The organism is Variovorax sp. P4_D9 (assembly GCF_056401695.1).
Genome location: NZ_JBFUIU010000109.1, coordinates 1 through 17,257, shown reverse-complemented (window position 1 = coordinate 17,257; position 17,257 = coordinate 1). Strand labels below are relative to the sequence as shown.

The 17,257-nt window shown below is 67.5% G+C and carries 16 protein-coding genes and 1 pseudogene; 9 read left to right on the top strand and 8 right to left on the bottom strand.

Annotation, left to right across the window (positions count from 1 at the left end):
- From AC1DY5_RS14495 to AC1DY5_RS14465, 7 genes are all read right to left on the bottom strand, one after another.
- A partial coding sequence (locus tag AC1DY5_RS14495) for a translocation/assembly module TamB domain-containing protein (protein WP_478112318.1) occupies positions 1 to 2,963 on the bottom strand: 2,963 nt, incomplete at its 3' end.
- Positions 2,964 to 2,990: 27 nt separating this feature from the next.
- Positions 2,991 to 4,874: an autotransporter assembly complex protein TamA gene (locus tag AC1DY5_RS14490; RefSeq protein ID WP_478112316.1), complete on the bottom strand. Its 1,884-nt coding sequence runs from the start codon at positions 4,872 to 4,874 to the stop codon at positions 2,991 to 2,993.
- A 59-nt stretch (positions 4,875 to 4,933) separates the two neighbouring features.
- The gene (locus AC1DY5_RS14485; protein WP_478112314.1) at positions 4,934 to 5,845 is read right to left on the bottom strand and encodes a 2OG-Fe(II) oxygenase; all 912 of its coding nucleotides are present in this window, start codon (positions 5,843 to 5,845) and stop codon (positions 4,934 to 4,936) included.
- A 100-nt stretch (positions 5,846 to 5,945) separates the two neighbouring features.
- Positions 5,946 to 7,133 carry a vWA domain-containing protein gene (locus AC1DY5_RS14480; protein ID WP_478112312.1) on the bottom strand — a complete coding sequence of 396 codons (1,188 nt, stop codon included), beginning with the start codon at positions 7,131 to 7,133 and terminating at the stop codon, positions 5,946 to 5,948.
- A 6-nt stretch (positions 7,134 to 7,139) separates the two neighbouring features.
- Positions 7,140 to 7,751, bottom strand: a complete 612-nt coding sequence (locus AC1DY5_RS14475; protein WP_478112310.1) for a GNAT family N-acetyltransferase — start codon at positions 7,749 to 7,751, stop codon at positions 7,140 to 7,142.
- 2 nt (positions 7,752 to 7,753) lie between these two features.
- The gene (locus AC1DY5_RS14470) at positions 7,754 to 8,014 is read right to left on the bottom strand and encodes a hypothetical protein (protein WP_478112309.1); all 261 of its coding nucleotides are present in this window, start codon (positions 8,012 to 8,014) and stop codon (positions 7,754 to 7,756) included.
- A complete protein-coding gene (locus AC1DY5_RS14465; protein ID WP_478112307.1) occupies positions 8,011 to 8,853 on the bottom strand; it encodes an AAA family ATPase in 843 nt (280 codons plus the stop codon). The genes AC1DY5_RS14470 and AC1DY5_RS14465 overlap by 4 nt, the downstream gene beginning before the upstream one ends.
- Positions 8,854 to 8,983: 130 nt before the next feature.
- Between AC1DY5_RS14465 and AC1DY5_RS14460 the strand changes: the two genes are divergently transcribed.
- Positions 8,984 to 9,664, top strand: a complete 681-nt coding sequence (locus tag AC1DY5_RS14460) for a c-type cytochrome (protein WP_478112306.1) — start codon at positions 8,984 to 8,986, stop codon at positions 9,662 to 9,664.
- Between the two features lie 68 nt (positions 9,665 to 9,732).
- On the opposite strand, the gene AC1DY5_RS14455 is transcribed toward AC1DY5_RS14460, so the two are convergent.
- Positions 9,733 to 10,167 carry a DUF1841 family protein gene (locus tag AC1DY5_RS14455; RefSeq protein ID WP_478112304.1) on the bottom strand — a complete coding sequence of 145 codons (435 nt, stop codon included), beginning with the start codon at positions 10,165 to 10,167 and terminating at the stop codon, positions 9,733 to 9,735.
- 58 nt (positions 10,168 to 10,225) lie between these two features.
- Here AC1DY5_RS14455 and AC1DY5_RS14450 point away from each other — a divergent pair, with 58 nt between their 5' ends.
- From AC1DY5_RS14450 to AC1DY5_RS14415, 8 genes and pseudogenes are all read left to right on the top strand, one after another.
- On the top strand, positions 10,226 to 11,176 hold the full coding sequence (locus tag AC1DY5_RS14450) for a LysR family transcriptional regulator (RefSeq protein WP_478112303.1): 951 nt from the start codon (positions 10,226 to 10,228) through the stop codon (positions 11,174 to 11,176).
- A gap of 144 nt (positions 11,177 to 11,320) precedes the next feature.
- Entirely contained in the window at positions 11,321 to 11,830 is a 510-nt protein-coding gene (locus AC1DY5_RS14445; RefSeq protein ID WP_478112301.1) for a cupin domain-containing protein, read from the top strand.
- Between the two features lie 19 nt (positions 11,831 to 11,849).
- The gene (locus AC1DY5_RS14440; RefSeq protein ID WP_478112299.1) at positions 11,850 to 12,857 is read left to right on the top strand and encodes a hydroxyquinol 1,2-dioxygenase; all 1,008 of its coding nucleotides are present in this window, start codon (positions 11,850 to 11,852) and stop codon (positions 12,855 to 12,857) included.
- Positions 12,858 to 12,915: 58 nt separating this feature from the next.
- Positions 12,916 to 14,658, top strand: a complete 1,743-nt coding sequence (locus AC1DY5_RS14435; RefSeq protein WP_478112298.1) for an FAD-dependent oxidoreductase — start codon at positions 12,916 to 12,918, stop codon at positions 14,656 to 14,658.
- Entirely contained in the window at positions 14,655 to 15,029 is a 375-nt protein-coding gene (locus tag AC1DY5_RS14430; protein WP_478112296.1) for a c-type cytochrome, read from the top strand. Before AC1DY5_RS14435 ends, AC1DY5_RS14430 begins: the two co-directional genes overlap by 4 nt.
- Before the next feature lie 16 nt (positions 15,030 to 15,045).
- On the top strand, positions 15,046 to 15,516 hold the full coding sequence (locus tag AC1DY5_RS14425; RefSeq protein ID WP_478112294.1) for a nuclear transport factor 2 family protein: 471 nt from the start codon (positions 15,046 to 15,048) through the stop codon (positions 15,514 to 15,516).
- 76 nt (positions 15,517 to 15,592) lie between these two features.
- Positions 15,593 to 17,056 carry an aldehyde dehydrogenase family protein gene (locus AC1DY5_RS14420; protein ID WP_478112320.1) on the top strand — a complete coding sequence of 488 codons (1,464 nt, stop codon included), beginning with the start codon at positions 15,593 to 15,595 and terminating at the stop codon, positions 17,054 to 17,056.
- Positions 17,057 to 17,061: 5 nt separating this feature from the next.
- Positions 17,062 to 17,257, top strand: a pseudogene (locus AC1DY5_RS14415) (maleylacetate reductase); the annotation flags it as partial.

Sequence of the window (17,257 nt, the reverse complement as noted above, 5' to 3'; positions counted from 1 at the left end):
GCCTCGCTGGCCGCGGTGCTGAGGTTGCCGCTCTGGCCCGGGATGCGGGTCTGCGCGCCGGCGCCTCCCTTCAGCGTGAATTCGGTGATCTCGACCCGGTTGCCGGCGAGCGTGGCCCGCAATCGGCCATCGCGCAGGTCCAGCCCCTCGACCAGGGCCCGCAGGGCCAGCTGGTCGGCGTTCAGGGTGCCGCTCCAGCGCGGATCGCCACGGTTGCCGGACAGGGTGGCGTCGGCCTCCAGCGTGCCGGTCATGCGCCAGCCCGGCGGCGCCAGCATCGACCAGACGCCCAGATTCGGCATCCGCGCGGTGATGCGGCCCGCCAGCGGTGCGTCTTCGGCCCATTGCCAGCCGCCCTGGCGCTGCTGCACCCGCGTGCTGGCCGCCACCCGGATCTCGCCGGCCCGCTCGCTGTCCCAGGCCAGGTTGGCGCGCACGGTGTCGCCCTCAGCGTCGAGCGCGAGCTCGGCGCGGCGCAGGCCGGCCGGCGTGCTGGTGCCGGTGCCGGCGGCTGCGTCCATGGTGCGTTCGCTGGCGGTGCCGGTGCCGTGGCTCTTGATGCGCGTCACCAGTGCGGCCTCGCCGGCCTGCACCCGCAGGTCGCCGCTTTCGCGCACCAGACGCGCCTTGGCGCGCAGCGTGTCGCCGGCGTCGATGTCCCACTCGCCGTTGAACATCAGGTCGCCGCTGAAGCCGACTTGCGCCAGCGTGTTGCCGTTGCCCAGCAGTTCCGCCCAAGCCATCGGCAAGTCCTGCAGCCGGCCCTTGGACTGCAGCCGGAAGGCGCTCCGCGCCTCGGTGCCGGTGCGGCTGAAGCGCAGCGGCTGCCAGTCGATCTTTACCGTGCCGGGTGACGGGCCCTTGAGCGTCGCCGCCGCCTCGGAGGCTTCGATGTCGAGCCGCGGACTGTCGCCCGGGACCCTGCGCACCTTGGCACTGACGGGACTACCGAGCGCCAGCACCCACGGCGCGGCGTCGGGCTTCGCCGTGTCGAGCACCTGCACGCGCAGGCTGGCGATGGCCGCATTCCACTGGTTCGGTCGCTCGATGCCGCCGCTGGCACGGGCGTCGAGGCTGATCTTGCGGCCGCCTGCGACGGCTTCTCCCTTCAACTCCAGCGTGGCCTGGGCGAGGCTGCCGGCAACATCGGCGCGAACGCCGTTCAGCTGGACCGTGCTTGAAGGGCCCGGCTCGGACGGCGGAAGCGTCAATTCGAGCTTGGGCACGCTCAGCGTGGCCTGAAGCGTGGGCTCGGCCGCACCGCGCGGGGCCGGTTCGTTGGCGATCTGCAGCCGACGCTGGACTGCCTGCCAGCCGCCCTTCCAGCTGGCGTCGAGCCGCGCGCTGCCCTGCACCGTACTGCCGGCGAACACGGCGTCGAGACTGGGCAGCCCCTCGATCCAGCGCTGCAGTGCCGTCGCATCCTCGACCTGGGCCTGGATCTCCCCGCTGCCCGCGGCCGGCGCAATGCGGCCGTCGATCAGCGCCGTGGCGCCCGGCACGATCAGGTTCAGCCGGCCGCTGCCGGCCTCGTCATCGACTCGCAGCTGTAGCCGGCCGTCGATGCTGGCGCGATGGGCCTCGATCCGGAGGCTGCGGAGGTCGAGGACTTGGTCCTGCCACTGGCCCTTGGCGATCGCACGCTCCAGGCGCAGGCCCTGCAGTTCGCCGCTTGCACCGGCGCCGCCCTGCGCCTGCAGCGCGACGTCGAACTGCAGTGCGTCGCCGGCCTGCTCGGCCTGGATGCGGCCGCTGACCGGCGCGCCGTCGAGCCGGGTGTGGAGGGCGCCGGGCTTGACGTTGCGCACGGTGGCGTTGACCTTCCAGGGCGCCGGTGCCGGGCTCCAGCTGCCTTCGGCGTCGATGCGGCCGCCGCCGGCACGCACGCTGGCTTCGGGCAAGGTCCAGGTGCTGCCGTCGAAGCGGGCGCGGACATCGAGCTGTTCGACCGGCAACCTGGCTTCGTCCCAGGGGCCCGGCTGGGCGTTGCGCACCTGCGCGCTGGACTGCCAGAGTTGCTCGCCGGCGGTCGCCGCCGGGTCCGGGCCGGCCTCGATCTCGCCGCTCAGCAGCGTCGCCGGCGCCACGGGCCAGAGCCGGGCCAGGTCGATGTTCTGCAGTTGGGCCTTGGCGTCGATCACGGGCTGCGGCTGCCAGGGTGCCAGGTTCGCCTGCAGCTGCGCCTGCATCGGGGTCTCGGCGCCCTCGTCCACCGGATGGAGCTCCGCTGCCACCGCGAGCCGCGCATCGGCGCCGGCCAGTGTGCCTTTCAAGCTGGCTTCGGCGCGCACGTCGAGGCTGCGATCCTGCGCCAGCAGGGCCCGGACCCGGCCGTTCAGCGTGGCGTCGATCGCCATCGGGCCCGGCCCCTGCAGGCGCAGCTGGGCGCTGTAGTGGCCGTCGGCGATGTCGACGCCCGAGATCTCGAGCTGATGGTGGTCGTCGCCGTAGCGGTAGTGGCCTTCCAGCTTCGTCGCCTGCAGGGCCGGTGGCCCGGCCCAGCGCAGGTCGTCGATCCTGAAGGGCAGTTCAACCTCGACCGGCAGCACGATCTGCTCGAGTGGCTCGACCGGCTTGCTTTGCGCACTTTGGCGTGGCTCGATCACCACCTGCGCCGCATGCACCTCGCCGAGCTGCACCCGGCGCCGAAGCAGCGGCGCCAGCTGCCAGCCGATGCGGGCGTCGTGCACCTCGACCGCCAGGCTCTCGCTCTCCCAGCGCAGCCAGCCGATGCGTCCGCCGGCGCGCAGCGACCCGGTGACGTCGCGGCTTTCCAGCGACTGGCCGGCCGGCAGATAGCGCGCCATGCGCACCAGCGCGAAGGCCAGCGACTGGTCGGAGCCCAGCCACCACCAGGCGCCCGCGCCCAGCACGAGCACCAGCGCGAACAGGCCCGTGACGCTCCACACCAGGGCCCGCAAGGCGCGCCGCCCGCGCGAGCGCCGCACCGGTGCTGCGGTCATGGTTTCGGCTGGGTCTTCGGAAGTCATCTAGAAAGTGAAGCCGAGTCGAAGGTGGAAGCGGAATGCGTGGACTGCGATCCCGTAGGCCAGGTCCATCTGCACCGGCCCGATCGGGCTGGCCCAGCGGGCGCCGACGCCGACCCCGACCTTCGCCTGCAACTCGGCGGGCCGGTCGGCCACCGCGCCGGCGTCGACGAACACGGTGCTTTCCCAGGCGGTCAACTGGCCGTTGTAGACGAAAGGGCGCTGCCATTCGATGCTGGCGACGCCGAGGTAGCGGCCGGCGATCACCTGCTTGTCGGGCTTGACCGCGCCGATCGACCGGTAGGCGTAGCCGCGCACCGTGGTGTCGCCGCCGGTGAGGAAATTCAGTGTGGCGGGGATCTGGGCGCGGTCGGCAGCGCTCACTGCGCCAACCTCGGCGCGCAGCTGGATGCTGGCGTTGCGGCTCTGCGTCCTATCGGCGTTGCTCACGGTGCCGGCCGGGACGAAGCCCACCCAGCGCACATAGGTCCGCGTGAAGGGCAGCTGCTCCCCCGTCAGCGTGTAGCCGGCAGCCAGCTCGAGCGCGACGCCCTGGCCGCGCGTGGGCGCCGCCGCGTTGTCGAAGTAGCGGCCGGTCCAGCCCCAGTTGAGGGTCAGCGCCGAGGCCGAAGGCGGCGGGTTGAAGCCGTGGTTCTGCGCGTAGTCGTATTGCAGGAAGTAGCTTCGGTCGATGTGATCGCTCGCCTGGCTGCGGCCGCCGCGCAGGCGCCCGCTGTCGACCGTGAAGCTGCCCGAGACTTCGCTCTTCAGCAGGCCCGAGGCGAAGGAGCGCCAGCCGCTGTCGTCGGGGATCGCGCTCCATTCGGTGCCGAGCGACTGCTTATCGCGGTCGAGCGAGAGTTTCGACACGGCGCGCCAGCCGAGCAGCGGCATGTCGTTGTGCGAGTGGTCGATCGACAGGCGCGCGCCGCTGTCGGTGGTGAAGCCGACGCCGACCACCACGCGCTGCAGTGGCGACTCGCGCACCTGGGCGATCACGGGGGCGGCCAGCGGATCGGACTGGGTGTCCAGCGTCAGGAACACCGAGTCGAAGTAGCCGCTGCTCGCCAGCCGCTGCTGGGCGTCGAGCAACTTCTGCTGGTCGTAGTCGGCGCCGAAGGGCACGCGCGCCAGCCGGCGCACGCTGTCGGCCGGGTAGCGCTGGCTGCCGTTCACCACCAGCGGTCCGAAGCGGTAGGCGGGGCCGGAGGCATAGGTCGCGCTGAGCTTTGCTTCGCTGCGATCGGCGTCGATCTGGGCCTGGCTGGTGAGCACGCTGCCGGTTGGGAAGCGCCGCGCCGTGAGGGTGCGGAGGGCGGCGGTCTTGGCGTTCTCCCAGGCCTGCTGGCTGAAGGGCTGGCCCGCGCGCAGCGCCCAGCCGGTGCGGATGCCGTCGCGCTGCGACTCCGCGTGGGGGTCTTCGGCGATCGGCCCGCTGAAGTCGATCTGGACATTGCTCACCCGCGTGACCGGGCCGGGATCGACCGTGATCCGGACCTCCCGCGGCGCCTTGCCGCCGGGCGTGTCCCGGAGCTCGAGCGTGAGGGTGGGCGTGAAGTAGCCGAGGGTGTTGAGCAACTCGCGCGCGTTGGCTTCCGCGGCCACCATCAGCCGCGAGACCTCGATCGCGCCGAGATCATCGACTTCGCGAAAGCGCTGGATTTCCAAATGGCGTTCGAGGTACTCGCGTACCGTGCCGGGCGCCTGGACATCGACGGTGAAGGCCTTGCCGGCCGAGCGGCCTTCGCTGGCCACGGCGCCGGGGGTCGCGTCCGATTCTGCTGCGTCCTTCTTGGGCAACAGACTGCAACCTGACAACAAGAGAACGGCTGCAAACAAAAACGCCGGCAACATCGCCGGCGCATGAGATCGAACCACCCGAAGCATGCGGGCATTTTGACAGCATGGTCAAGCCCGTCCGCGGGCCTGACCGGGGTCCGTCTCGTTCAGCGCCGGATGGCTTTTCGTGCCAGTCCCCAGAGCAGCGGCGGGGTGAGCATGCGGGCCAGCGCCTTGACCTGGTCGATGCGGTACTTCTGCATAAAGACGGTACCGGCCTCCACGCCATGCTGCCTGCCGGCCGGTTCGCTTGTGTAGAAGTATGCCGCCACCGAACGGCGGGGGCGGCCATCGGGGGCCTGCAGCGCCTTCGTGTGTCCGTGGTAGCTATTGGCGCCGTGCGGCAGCAGGATGGTGCGGCCGAACTCGGGCAGGACGGTCGCGACACAGCGCTTCTTGTCCCAGAGTTCCAGCTCCGAGCCCCAATCGGGATCCCACCCCTTGTTGAGGTAGGTGATGAAGACCATCTCGTTCTTCAGCCCCAGGTGGGGGTGGCGATTGAAGTCCCGGTGCACCGCGAAGGTCGCGCCGGTCCTGGATTCGTGCAGGCCGCCGCCGAACAGCTTCGGATCCGGCAGCAGGTAGGGAACGCCGCTGACCGACGACAGCCAATCGCCGAACCAGCCCGAATTGATCAAGTCGAAGTAGAGCTGCGTGGCCGGGCCGAGCCGGACGTTGAAGCCGGAGCGCCGAAGCAGTTCGTACCTGCTCTTGACATCGGCCCAGCTCGTTTCCGACAGCATGTCGAACTCCTCGGCCACCAGTTCCAGCAGCGCCGGATGGAAGAGGCCGTCGATGACCAGATGGGGAAAGGGCTTGGCATCGAGCAACTGCCGGTGAAGATTCGCGCGCGCCTCGGCGCCGAGAAACGCAGGATTGACGAGCTCGTCAAAGGGCAGGCGCACACCTCGGATGCTGAAGAAGTCTCCCGGAGACGCTAGCAAATGGGGGAAAGCCTCTAGCGGCAGCGGTTGCTCGTGAACCGGCAGCTCCAACTTGTGCGACAACAGGGCAGCCATGGTTCCCTCCAGAGATTGAAGGATATTATGAATCGTAAAGTGTTAGCTGTAACTGAAAGATTCCAAATTTATTTTTGGGGTCCCGTGCCCAGCAATCACGCTACTTGGACAGCATGCGCATGGCGTCTTCCAGCCCGCGCAGCGTCAGCGGGTACATCCGGTGCGACACCAGCTGCTGGACCACCGCGATGCTCTGGCGGTACTGCCAGACGCCCTGCGGCTCGGGGTTGATCCAGGCGAACTTGGGGAAGGCGTGGGTCAGGCGCTGCATCCATTCGGCGCCGGCTTCCTCGTTGTTGTACTCGACGCTGCCACCCGGCTGCAGGATCTCGTACGGACTCATCGTGGCGTCGCCGACGAAGATCAGCTTGTAGTCCTTGTTGTACTTGCGAATGATGTCCCAGGTCGCGAACTTCTCGGAGAAGCGGCGCCGGTTGTTCTTCCACATGAAGTCGTAGACGCAGTTGTGGAAGTAATAGAACTCGAGGTGCTTGAACTCGGTCTTGACCGCCGAGAACAGTTCCTCGACGCGCTGGATGTGCTCGTCCATGGTGCCGCCGACGTCCATCAGCAGCAGCACCTTGACGTTGTTGTGGCGCTCGGGCCGCATCTTGATGTCGAGGTAGCCGGCGTTGGCCGCGGTCGAATGGATGGTGTCGTCGAGGTCCAGCTCTTCTTCATGCCCCTCGCGCGCGAACTTGCGCAGGCGCCGCAGGGCGATCTTGATGTTGCGGGTGCCGAGTTCCTGGCTGTCGTCGTAGTCCTTGTAGGCCCGCTGGTCCCAGACCTTGACCGCGCTCTTGTTCTTGCCGGCGCCGCCGATCCGCACGCCCTGCGGGTTGTAGCCGCCATGGCCGAAGGGCGAGGTGCCGCCGGTGCCGATCCACTTGTTGCCGCCCTCATGGCGCTCCTTCTGCTCCTCGAAGCGCTTCTTGAGGGTTTCCATGAGCTCGTCCCAGCCCATCTTCTCGATCTTGGCCTTTTCCTCGGCCGTGAACTCGCGCTCGAGCGTCTTGCGCAGCCAGTCGAGCGGCACTTCCTTGGTGAAGTCGGCCAGCATCTCGACGCCCTTGAAGTAGGCGGCGAAGGCGCGATCGAACTTGTCGTAGTGCTTCTCGTCCTTGACCAGTGCGGTGCGCGACAGGTAGTAGAAGTCGTCGAGGCCGTAGGCGCCGTCGGAGTTCGGGCCGACCACATCGGCCTGCAGCGCCTCCAGCAGGGTCAGGTATTCCTTGACCGATACCGGCAGCTTGGCCGAACGCAGCGTGTAGAAGAAGTCGATCAGCATGGCGAATCACTCCTGGGAGGAAGGGACGCGGGGCTTGTCCAGCAGGTAGTGCAGCTGGGCCCGCACCTCGGGCCATTCGCCCGAGCGCAGGCTGTACATCACGGTGTCGCGGATGGTGCCGTCGCGGCGCAGCGCATGGCCGCGGATCACGCCGTCCTTGCGGGCGCCGAGCCGCTCGATCGCGCGCTGCGAGGCGTGGTTGAAGTTGTCTGTTCGCCAGCCCACCACGTGGCAGCCCAAGGCATCGAAGGCGTGCGTGAGCATCAGCAGCTTGCAGGTGGTGTTGACGTGCGTGCGCTGGCAGCGCCTGGCGTACCAGGTGTAGCCGATCTCGACCCGCTTCACGGCCGGCAGGATGTCGTGGAAGCTGGTGCTGCCGAGCACCGCGCCGCTGGCTTCGTCGGTGACCGCGAAGGCGAAGCGGTTGCCGTCTTCGCGCATCTTGAGTGCCGCCTCGATGTAGCTGCGCGTGTTCTCGGGTTCGGGCACCGAGGTGACGCGGATATTCCAGAGCTCGCCGTCGGCCGCTGCGGCGCGCAGGCCGTCCTCGTGGGCCAGCGCCAGCGGCACCAGCGCGATGCCGCGCGACTTGAGCGTGACAGGCTCGACGAATGCCATCCTCAACTCCTGGGGTTGCCGTACTTGCGCGTGTACCCGGCGCGCGCCAACTGGGCACCCGCGCCGCCGCCGAGGCCAATCAGCGCGATGCCGAAAATCGCGTTGTTGGAGTAGCCGCCCGGACCAAAGGCGTCGAGCCCCAGCGCCAGGCCGAGCCAGCGCCCCAGCAGCGCGCCAGCGATGAACAGCACCGCCTGCGCCACGCCGAGCAGCATCAACTGCTTTGTCGGGTGCTTGTGGGGTCCGTTCGGCGCTGCGCTCATCTGTTGTTGCGCTGCATGAACACCAGCTTCTCGAACAGGGTCACGTCCTGCTCGTTCTTGAGCAGCGCGCCGACCAGCGGCGGCACCGCGACCTTGTCCTCCTTGCTCTGCAGCGCCTCCAGCGGGATGTCCTCCGCCACCAGCAGCTTGAGCCAGTCGAGCAGCTCGGAGGTTGACGGCTTCTTCTTGAGGCCGGGCAGGTTGCGCACGTCGTAGAAAGTCTTCATCGCGGCCGTCAGCAGTTCCTGCTTGAGGCCCGGGAAGTGCACCGCGACGATGCTCTTCATCGTCTCGGGGTCGGGGAACTTGATGTAGTGGAAGAAGCAGCGGCGCAGGAAGGCGTCGGGCAGCTCCTTCTCGTTGTTGGAGGTGATGAACACCACCGGCCGGTGCTTGGCGCGGATCAGCTCGCGCGTCTCGTAGCAGTAGAACTCCATGCGGTCGATTTCGCGCAGCAGGTCGTTCGGGAATTCGATGTCGGCCTTGTCGATCTCGTCGATCAGGAGCGCGACCGGCTGGTCTGCCGTGAATGCCTGCCACAGCACGCCCCTGACGATGTAGTTGTGGATGTCCTTGACGCGCTCGTCGCCCAGCTGCGAATCGCGCAGTCGGCTCACGGCGTCGTATTCGTACAGGCCCTGCTGCGCCTTGGTGGTCGACTTGATGTGCCACTGCAGCAGCGGGAGCGCGAGGGCCTGGGCCACTTCCTCGGCCAGCATCGTCTTGCCGGTGCCGGGCTCGCCCTTGACCAGCAGCGGGCGCTTGAGCGTGATGGCGGCGTTGACCGCGAGCATCAGATCCTGAGTGGCAACGTAGTTGTCTGAACCCTTGAATTTCATGGATTGGCTTGAAGCGGAGGGTAGTTGAAAGAACACAACATCGATTCTTCGTCCGCAGGGGCTGCAAAGAGCCCCCATATAATCAAATGTTGATTTGAAACAAGATTCTCCACGAGATTGTGCGCGCAAAATGAACAAGCTGTTGACCACGATGTTTGCCCTCGCTGTCGCCTGCGTGACGGTCTCGGCCCAGGCCCAGAAGATCACCGGCAACGCTGAGGCTGGCGCCAAGAAGACCGCCATGTGCGTCGGGTGCCACGGCATCATTGGTTACCAGGCCAGTTTCCCGGAAATCCACAAGGTGCCGAAGATCGCCGGCCAGAGCGCCAGCTACATCGTGTCGGCTCTCACGCAGTACAAGGGTGGCGAGCGCAAGCACCCGACCATGCGCGCCATCGCCGACTCGCTGAGCGAGCAGGACATCGCCGATCTCGGCGCCTACTACAGCCAGCTCGGCCTGAACGAGGGCGACGCCCCGCCGGCCACCGCCCCCGCGCCCAGCGACACCGTCCAGGCGCTGATCTCGCGCGACAAGGACAACGCCTGCACCAAGTGCCATGGCGCCAACTTCAACACCCCGAACGACGGTACCGTGCCGAAGCTCGCGGGCCAATACGCCGACTACCTCTTTGTCGCGCTGAAGTCGTACAAGTCCCAGAGCCACGCGACGCTTGGCCGTTCCAACGGCGTGATGAGCGGCCAGGCCAAGAAGTACAGCAACCCCGAACTCAAGGAACTCGCCACCTACATCAGCTCGCTGCCCGGCGAACTGAAGACGGTGCCGGAGTCGCGCTTCCATCACGCCGACTGACCGCCTTCCGCCCCCTGACAAAGCCCGCCCTCAGCGGGCTTTGTGCTTTCCTTTCTAGTGTGGCGGGGTCAGTCTCGAGTTGCTCGGCGCTGGACGCAGGCTACATAGGCCTCGCCGTCGGGCGGCCGGCCGGCGCGCTGGCTTTCCCACATCATCTGGCCCAGGCATTCCATGGCCTCGTGGTGGGCGTCGAGCAGCGAGTCGCGGCGGGCTGCCAGCAGCTCGACCGCCTGGCGGATGCCGCGTGGCTGGTCGATCGAGCACTGCTCGCTGATCGACAGGTGCATCGACAGGTGCAGGAAGGGGTTTTCGCGCCCATCCTTGCCGTCGTAGACGCGCGCCACCGCGGCGTCGGCGTCGGCCAGGTCGGCATGGTATTCGGGGTGCTCGTCGATCCAGCGGCTGGCGATGATCTCGAGCGCTTCCATCGGCTCGCGGCGGCGACTCTTGGCGAAGACGTCGCAGAAGAAACGACGCACTTCCTCTTGGGAGGGATTGAACATGCGCCAAGATTAGCACCGCCCCAACGGATCGGCCGCCGGGCCGCTACATTGCGAAGCCATGGACCGCCTGGAAAACATCGAGACATTCGTCCGCGTCGCCGACACCCAGAGCTTTGCCGAGGCCGCGCGGCAGATGCGGGTGTCGAAGTCGGTCGTGACCAGCCGCGTGAAGCAGCTCGAGGACCATGTCGGCGCCCCGCTGTTCCACCGCAGCACGCGCGTGGTGCGGCTCAGCGATGTCGGCCAGGCCTTCCTGCGCGACTGCACCGAGTTRGTCGGCCGGGCCAACGACATCATGGACCAGATGCGCGATGCCAAGGCAGGGCCCACCGGCACCTTGCGCGTCCATGCATTGACCGGCTTCGTGCTGGGCCATTTCGCGACCCTGCTGCGGGCCTTCCAGGTCAGCTTTCCGGACATCCACCTGGAGCTGATCGTCAGCGATGCGGTGGTCGACCCGGTCAAGGCCGGCGTGGATTGCGCACTGCAGATCTTTCCGGCCGCGTCCACCGAACTGGTGTCGCGGCCGCTGTTCCCGGTGCGACGGGTGTTCTGCGCCACGCCCGAGTACCTGCGCGCGCATGGCACGCCCACCAGTCCGCGCGAATTGCACAAGCACACGCTGGGTCTCTATTCGGGCTACCCGACGCGCGACCGCTGGACCTTCCACAACGCCGGCGAGCAGGTGACCCTGTACATGAGCGCCGCCCTGCTGACCAACAGCGTGCACCTGCTGCGCGAGTACGCGATGGAGCACGCCGGCATCGTCTGCCTGCCGACGCTGGTGGCCGGCGACTCGATCCTGCGCGGCGAGCTGCAGGTGGTGCTGCCGGAGCACCAGCTGTCATCGTTCTCGCTCAGCGCGGTCTATGCGGGAACCTCGCGCAACGCCTTCAAGCTCAGGCTCTTCATCGAGCACCTCACGGCGGCCTTCGCGAAGGTGCCGCCGTGGGATGCGGCAATGATCGAGCGAGGCTTGCTGCCGGCCGGGCTGATCGCGGACGCCTGACGAACGCGGGTAAACCCTGCGCATTGAACGGATTTGCCGAACAATGCGGCCCGGATTTAGGGCCTACCGGAGCCGCCTCCCGTTTCCTAAAGTGCAGACACCGCAGCCCATCGCTGCACTGTTCGGCACCAGAGGAGACAAACCATGACCGCTACCTACCAGACCCGCTTCGGGTCGCTGAAGCACTTCGAGAAAGGCCACGTCGAGCCGATCGACGACGACGTCCGCCACTACGCGATGTCGAACTGCTTCGACATCGCGAGCCGGAGCAAGCCTTACGAGAAGGTGGTGTTCGGCCAGAACCAGATCTACGTGCTGGAGACGCTGCGCGCCGAGGGCACTTCGCCCTGGTACACCAGCGCCCACGACGAATTCGCGCTGGTGATGGATGGCGAGGTGGAGGTCCACCTTGTCAAGCTCGATCCCAGCCAGACGGTGGCCGATGAGAACAAGAACGGCGCGGTGCTCGTCAAGGGCGAACCGAAGGGCCCCAGGATGGGCTGGATGAAGCTCTCGCGCGGCCACCAGGGCCTGCTGCCGAAGAACACCGCCTACCAGTTCCGAACCGCCGGAGAACCAGGCGTGATCGTCTTGCAGACCTGCAAGGGCGATCTGTCCGTCGAGAAGTGGGCAGACATCTGCCAGTCGCACTGAGCCACCGAGGAGCAGCACCATGAACGCACCCGCAGAACTCGCCAAGGTCATCGCGTCGCAGCCCGACGCCACGCTCGGCTACAAGGATTTCTCGCTCGGCAGCTTCGGCTTCCGCCGCGACGAATATTTCGCCCACATCACCTGGAAGACCCGCGACGGCCGGCCGATGAGCCACACGATGGACGTCGGCAACTACCTGCGCGCCCTGATGCGCGACGTCGCCTGGGGCTTCTTCTACGGTTGGGTCAATTTCGACGACGTGGTCGGCACGGTGAACCACTACCAGTCGGTCGACCTCTATGCCGGCAGCTTCAACGGCACCATGAAGGACGCCGGCATCGACCTGCTGGAGAACTTCCCGACCGCCCAGATCCGCGCCACCTTCGAGGCCATGCTCGACGACTGGACCAACGAGAGCTTCGATCCGTTCTCGGCGCCGCAGGAAACCGGCTCGCCCTACGGCCGCAAGAAGGGCAACAACACCGCCAAGATCACGCGGGCCCGTGAACTCGCCACGCGCTGCGTCGGCCTCAAGGGCGACCTCGACCTGCGCAGCGATGCCCGCGGCGCGCCGGTCAACCGGGCCTTCGCCGATGTCGACCAGGCGCAGCCCGAGCTGCACCCCGAGCCCGGCTTTGAGAACGAGGTGCACGCCTTCAATCTGTTCGGCTTCCTGAGCCGCTCGCAGGTGACCTGGAACCCGAGCTTCACCTCGGTCGTCAAGCACAGCTACATGTGCCCGACCACCGAAGAGCACATCCTGCCGATCATCCACGGCAACGACCGTGTCGAGTGGTTCTTCCAGATGACCGACGAGATTCACTGGGACTGCGGCGACAAGAACACCGGCCGGCCGATGGCGCGCGTGATCATGAAGGCCGGCGACATGGCCGCCATGCCGGCCTACTGCCGGCACCAGGGCTTCAGCCCGAAGCGTTCGATGCTGCTGGTCTGGGAGAACGGCTCGCCCAGCCTCGTCTACGAGATCCAGAAGGGCGAGAGCCCCGAGATCCCGGTCCAGTTCTAAGGCGCATCCCGGTGCCGCGCGGCGAGGCCGCGCGGCACATCGAGAAGGAGACATCTTCATGGCAGACCCAATCCGGTCCGGTGCCGGCGCAGCTTCGCGCCGCCGCTTCATTCAACAAGCCGGCGCAGGCTCGGCGGCCGTCGCGGCCGCGACCCTCGGCCTGACGGCCCAGCAGGCCGAGGCCGCACTGACATTCGACGGCACTTACGACGTCGTGGTCTGCGGCAGCGGCTGCGGCGGCCTGGCCTCGGCGCTGTTCGCGCGCTGGCTGGGCAACAGCGCCGTCATCCTCGAGAAGGCCGGCAGCATCGGCGGCACGACCGCGAAGGCGGCGTTCTGGTACTGGGTGCCCAACAACGAAGCGATGAAGAAGGCCGGCATCGCAGATCCGAAGCCCGACTTCCTCAAGTACGTGGCCCGCCTGTCGAACCCGCAGGGCTATGACCCGGCGCATCCGCGCTTCGGTCTCACGCAATGGGAATACGACATGTGCGAGGCCATCTACGACAGCGCTTCTCCGGCCGCCGAACTGCTGGCCGCCAAGGGCGCACTGCCGTACCGCCACGTCGCCGATGTTCCGGACTACTTCGCCGAACTGCCRGAGGACAAGGCGCCCAAAGGGYGGGTGCTGGTGCCGGCGGGGGCGATTCCCAGCATGGCCGACGGCGGCCTGGTCGCCGTCCGCACCCTGTCCACCAAGGCGCGGCAGGAGGGCATACCGATCCGCACCGGCATCCGGGTGCGCAAGATCCTGCAGAACCCGGCAGGCCGCGTGATCGGCGTCGAGGCCGAGGACGAGTTGGGTGCGACCGTGCGACTGCGGGCGAAAAAGGCAGTGATCTTCGCGACCGGCGGCTTCACGCACAACGTCGAACTGCGCAAGAACTTCCTCAATGGCCCGATCTATGGCGGCTGCGCGGCGCCGAGCAACGAAGGCGACTTCGTTCTGATGGCCGGCGCGCTGGGCGCCCAGCTGCGCAACATGAACTACGCCTGGAGCTGCCCGATTCCGCTCGAGAAGGCGGTCGCCAGGGACGGTTCGATGTCAGGCATGTTCTCGGTCGCGGGCGATTCGATGCTGTTCGTCAACAAGTACGGGCGTCGCAACGTCAACGAGAAGCTGCAATACAACGAACTTGCGCAGACCTTCTTCGAGTGGGACGGCGCCAAGGCCGAGTACCCCAACCTGGTCCGCATCGCGGTCTGGGACCAGCGCTCGCAGCATCATTCGGCCAGTGCCGAGTACGGCCGCTTGATCGTGCCGCCGGGCACCGACGATCGGCATGTGATCAAGGGCGGCACGCTTGCCGAACTGGCCCGCGCGATCGACGAGCGCCTCGCCAAATACACCGGCGTGACCGGTGGCGCGAGGCTGTCGGCGGACTTCCTGCCCAACTTGGAGGCGTCGATCGCGCGCTTCAACGGATTCGCGAAGACCGGCAAGGACCTCGACTTCAAGCGCGGGGAGCGGCTCGTCGAACAGCTCTTCAATGGCGACGTGAAGGAAGAGCCCGGCAGGGCCAATGCCACGATGTGGCCTCTTGCCGATACCGGTCCGTACTACGCAGCCCTGGTCGTATCGGGCACGCTCGACACCAAGGGCGGACCGAAGACCGACACGCACGGCCGCGTGCTCGACGCCCGGAACCAGCCGATACCCGGCCTCTATGGCGTCGGCAACTGCGTCGCCTCCGCATCGGGACGCGCCTACTGGGCGGGCGGCGCGACGCTGGGGCCGATCATCGCGTTCTCGTACCGCGCCGCGAATGCGGCGAATGACGAGGGAAGGAGCGCCCTGTGAAACCCTCGCTCGCCCCCTTCCTGATGCTCGCGCTGCTGTGCGTCGGCGCAGCCCCTTCCCAGGCGCAGTCGGCCGGCGAGCGGCTCGCCAAGACCAGTTGCACCCAGTGCCATACCTTCGGCAAGGGGGAGCCGAACGGCGTCGGGCCCAACCTGTTCGGACTGCTGGGCCGCCAAGCCGCGAGCAGTCCGGGCTTCGCGTACTCGAAGCAGTACGTCGAAGCGATGAAGGGCAAGACCTGGGACCGTGCCTTGCTCGAACGCTGGCTGACCGATACGCAGGCCGTCGCGCCGAGCAACACGATGGTCTATTTCCAGGACGACCCGAAGAAGCGCGCAGCGCTCGTCGAATACGTGCAATCGCTCAAGTGAATGAAGGAGACTCACCATGGCCCTCACCCGTCAAACCATGACCGACGAGCAACGCAAGTCGGTGGCCCTCGAATACCTCAAGGCCTACGACAACGGCGGCGTCACCTCGACCGGCGGCTCGATCCTCGACCTGTTCGCCGACGACGCGCAGGTCTACTTCCCCAAGTGGGGGCTGGCGACCGGCAAGGAGGAGATCGGCAAGCTGTTCGGCGAAGTCGGCAGCCGGGGCAAGTCCATCCGCCACGACTACGCGGGCTTCAACTGGATCTTCTCGGGCTCCGATCTGTTCGCCTGCGAAGGCACCAGCCACGGCGAGCACGCGGACGGCCCTTGGCGTGCCGGCGTGCCCGAATGGGGCGCGGGCCGCTGGTGCGATGTCTTCGAGGTCCGCGACTGGCTGATCCAGCGATGCTTCATCTACCTGGACCCGGACTACGCGGGCAAGGACACGGCCCGCTACCCCTGGCTGGCGGGCAGGACCGAATGAATCTCCCATCGACACGGCACGGAGGCCGTCCATGACCCTCGCAGACATCCAGCAGGCCGCCGGCCTGAAGACGCCGATCCGGCGCCAGCTCTTCATCGACGGGCGCTTCGTCGAGGCCGAGTCGGGCGAGACGCTGGCGACGCTGAACCCGCACGACAACACGACCATCGCCGACGTGGCGCTGGCCGGCAAGGCCGATGTCGACAAGGCCGTGGCGGCGGCGAAGCGCGCCTTCCCGGCATGGAGCCGCATGGCGGCTGCCGATCGCGGGCGCATCCTGCTCAGGCTGGCCGACCTGATCGAGGCCAACGGCGAAGAACTCGCGCGGCTCGAATCGCTCGACACTGGCCATCCGATCCGCGATTCGCGCAACCTCGACGTGCCGCGCACCGCGGCCTGCTTCCGCTACTTCGGCGGCATGGCCGACAAGTTCCAGGGCGAGACCATTCCGGTTGAGGCCGGCTTCCTCAACTACACGCTGCGCGAGCCGGTCGGTGTCGTGGGCCAGATCGTGCCGTGGAACTTCCCGCTCATGTTCACCAGCTGGAAGATGGCGCCGGCGCTCGCGGCCGGCAACTGCATCGTCATGAAGCCGGCCGAGATCACGCCGCTGAGCTCGCTCAAGATCGTCGAGCTGATGGCCGAGGCCGGGCTGCCCGACGGCGTGGTCAACATGGTGCCGGGGCTCGGCAGCGTGGTCGGGCAGTACATCGCCGAGCATCCGGAGATCGCCAAGGTCGCCTTCACCGGCAGCACCGCGACCGGCCGACGCGTGGTGCAGGCCAGCGCCGGCAACCTCAAGAAGGTGCAGCTCGAGCTCGGCGGCAAGGGTCCCAACATCGTGTTCGAGGACGCGTTCCTGCCGGCCGCGATCAACGGCAGCGCCTGGGCCATCTTCCACAACCAGGGCCAGGCCTGCATCGCCGGCTCGCGGCTGATGCTGCACGAGCAGATCGCCGATGCCTTCCTCGATCAGTTCATTCCGCTGGCGCAGTCGATCCGGCTCGGCAATCCGCTCGRCGACGCGACCGAGATGGGTCCGCTCACGAGTGCCCAGCATCGCGAGCGCGTGCTGCACTACGTCGAGGTGGCGAAGGAGCAGGGCGGCGAGCTGCTGGCGGGCGGCACGGCACCGGGCGGCGACCTGGCGCGCGGCTGCTATGTGCAGCCCACCGTGGTGCGGGCGAAATCCTGGCGCGACCGGGTCGCGCAGGAAGAAGTCTTCGGCCCCTTCGTCACCGTGCTCACCTTCAAGGACGACGACGAGGCGATGGAAATCGCCAACGGCACCGACTACGGCCTTGGCAGCGGCCTCTGGACTACCAACCTGCAGCGCGCCCACCGCGTGGCGCGCGACCTGCACGCGGGCATGGTCTGGATCAACAGCTACAAGCGCGTGAATCCGGGTTCGCCCTTCGGCGGCGTCGGCCAGAGCGGCTACGGGCGCGAGATGGGCTTTGACGCGATGCGCGAGTACACGCAGGTCAAGAGCGTGTGGGTCAACGTCGACGCCCAGATCCCGCCGCACTTCGTGCGCTGACTGCCATGCGTGACTTCATCTACACCAGCCATGCGCAGCGCGTCGTGTTCGGCGCCGGATCGCTCGCGCACCTGGCGCGCGAGATCGACGCGCTGGGCGCGCGCCGTGCCCTGGTGCTGTCGACGCCCGAGCAACGCGGGCAGGCCGAGCGCGTGGCCGCGATGCTCGGCGCGAAGGCGGCGGGTGTCTTCGATCGCGCCG